1 protein-coding gene and 2 pseudogenes are annotated in these 1,477 nt (G+C 70.3%); all 3 read right to left on the bottom strand.

The window, feature by feature from the left end; all coding sequences use genetic code 11:
- Positions 1–79 precede the first annotated feature (79 nt).
- Positions 80–625 (bottom strand): hypothetical protein, encoded by a 546-nt coding sequence (locus G3N61_RS39035; RefSeq protein WP_205825111.1) that lies wholly within the window; start codon positions 623–625, stop codon positions 80–82.
- A 222-nt stretch (positions 626–847) separates the two neighbouring features.
- Positions 848–1,354: pseudogene (locus G3N61_RS39040) on the bottom strand (tetratricopeptide repeat protein); the annotation flags it as partial.
- A pseudogene (locus G3N61_RS39045) lies at positions 1,351–1,477 on the bottom strand (tRNA (adenosine(37)-N6)-dimethylallyltransferase MiaA); the annotation flags it as partial. The pseudogenes G3N61_RS39045 and G3N61_RS39040, both read right to left, overlap by 4 nt.

Here is a 1,477-nt window from a genome sequence, read left to right on the forward strand (position 1 = left end):
GCGCGTCGGGCGACGCGCGCGACTGGCAGGGCGGCGCGCCGGCCGCCTGCACGCGAGCGGCGCCGCAGCGCCGCTCGATTCAATGCTTTTCCATCCGCTCCAGCGCCTTGATGTCCTCCTCGGACGTCATTTCGCAGGCCAGCAGCGTCTTGCCCTTCAGCGCCGGGCCCTGGCGGGCCGACACGAGGATCAGCGCACCGCCCGGGCCGCGGACCGTCAGCCGGCGCGAATAGCCGACGGACGACGTGCCCAGCAGGTGGCCCTTCTCGAGGGTGAGCTGGTAGCGTTTCGCGAGCTGGTCGGCAACCTCGCCGTCCACGAGCACGCCGATGCCGGTACTGACGAACACGACCTGCTGCGTCGTGAAGCCGTCGCGGTGGATCGGCTCCGGCAGGCGATAGACCGCGGCACCCAGCATCGACTCGTCCGGTTTCGGATCGGCTGCCTTGGCGGTGTTGTAGATCGAGTCCATCAGGTCCGACGTGAACGGCGGCTTGCAAAGCGCGGCATTGAAGATGTCGGGCTGGGCGGGCGGCGCGGCGCGTGCGGTGAGCGGTGCGCCGGCAATGACAAGGGCGACGGCGCCGACGGCAGCGGCACCAAGCCTGGAAAGGCGATGGGACATGGATGCAGTTCTCTCAGGTTTTATTGTGAGGCTGCATGTTAATGCATTGCCGCGTGCCGAACGATCGACGTGGAGCAGCCGGATGGCGGCAAGGCAACAGGCGCGTGCGCCCGCGCCCCGCGATCGATTCCGTTGCCGGGTGATCGATGCGCGGGGCGTCGGGGCACGCGTGTCATGCAGCCGGTGTGATGCCGGTTCGTGCGCGTGCGCGCGGACGAACCGTTACGGCGCGACGACCGGGTGCTTCAGCGCGTGCGCGGTCTCGATCCACTGCGCGTGGAATTCGTCCGCGTCGGGCTTGAGCCCGAGCTCGCCGTTGCGATAGGCCATCGCGAGCGTCTGCACGGCTTCCGGCAGCTCGTGCTCGGCGGCGCGGCGATACAGCGCCAGCGCACGTGCCTCGTCGCGCGGCACGCCGCTGCCTTCGCGGTACGCGTTTGCGAGCATGAAGTCCGCGGCCGGGATGTCCGCGCGCGACGCGATCTCGAACCAGTGCGCGGCCTGCACCGGATCGGCAGCGATGCCGTAGCCGCTGCGATGGATCAGCCCGAGGTAATACGCGGCGGCCGGGTCGCCCTGCGCGGCCGCTTCGCCGAGCAGCGTACGAGCGCGTGCGTAGTCCTTCGGCATGTCGCTGCTGCCGAGCAGCAATGCCTTGCCGAGCGCGAGCTGCGCCCGTCGGGCAGCCGGCGCGTCGGCCTTGCTGTCTGCCGTCGCGGCCGTTTCCAGCCGTCGCGCTCGGCTTCGGCATCGAGGGTCGCGCGCACGTCCGGATCGGCGCCCGGCAGGTCGTTGAGCCCCTGCGTCAGCGCCTTGTAGTACAGCATCGTGCCGCCCGCGAGCAGCGGCGTG

This window comes from Burkholderia sp. Ac-20349 (genome assembly GCF_017104865.1).
In the GTDB taxonomy this organism is placed as follows: Bacteria; Pseudomonadota; Gammaproteobacteria; order Burkholderiales; family Burkholderiaceae; genus Burkholderia; species Burkholderia aenigmatica.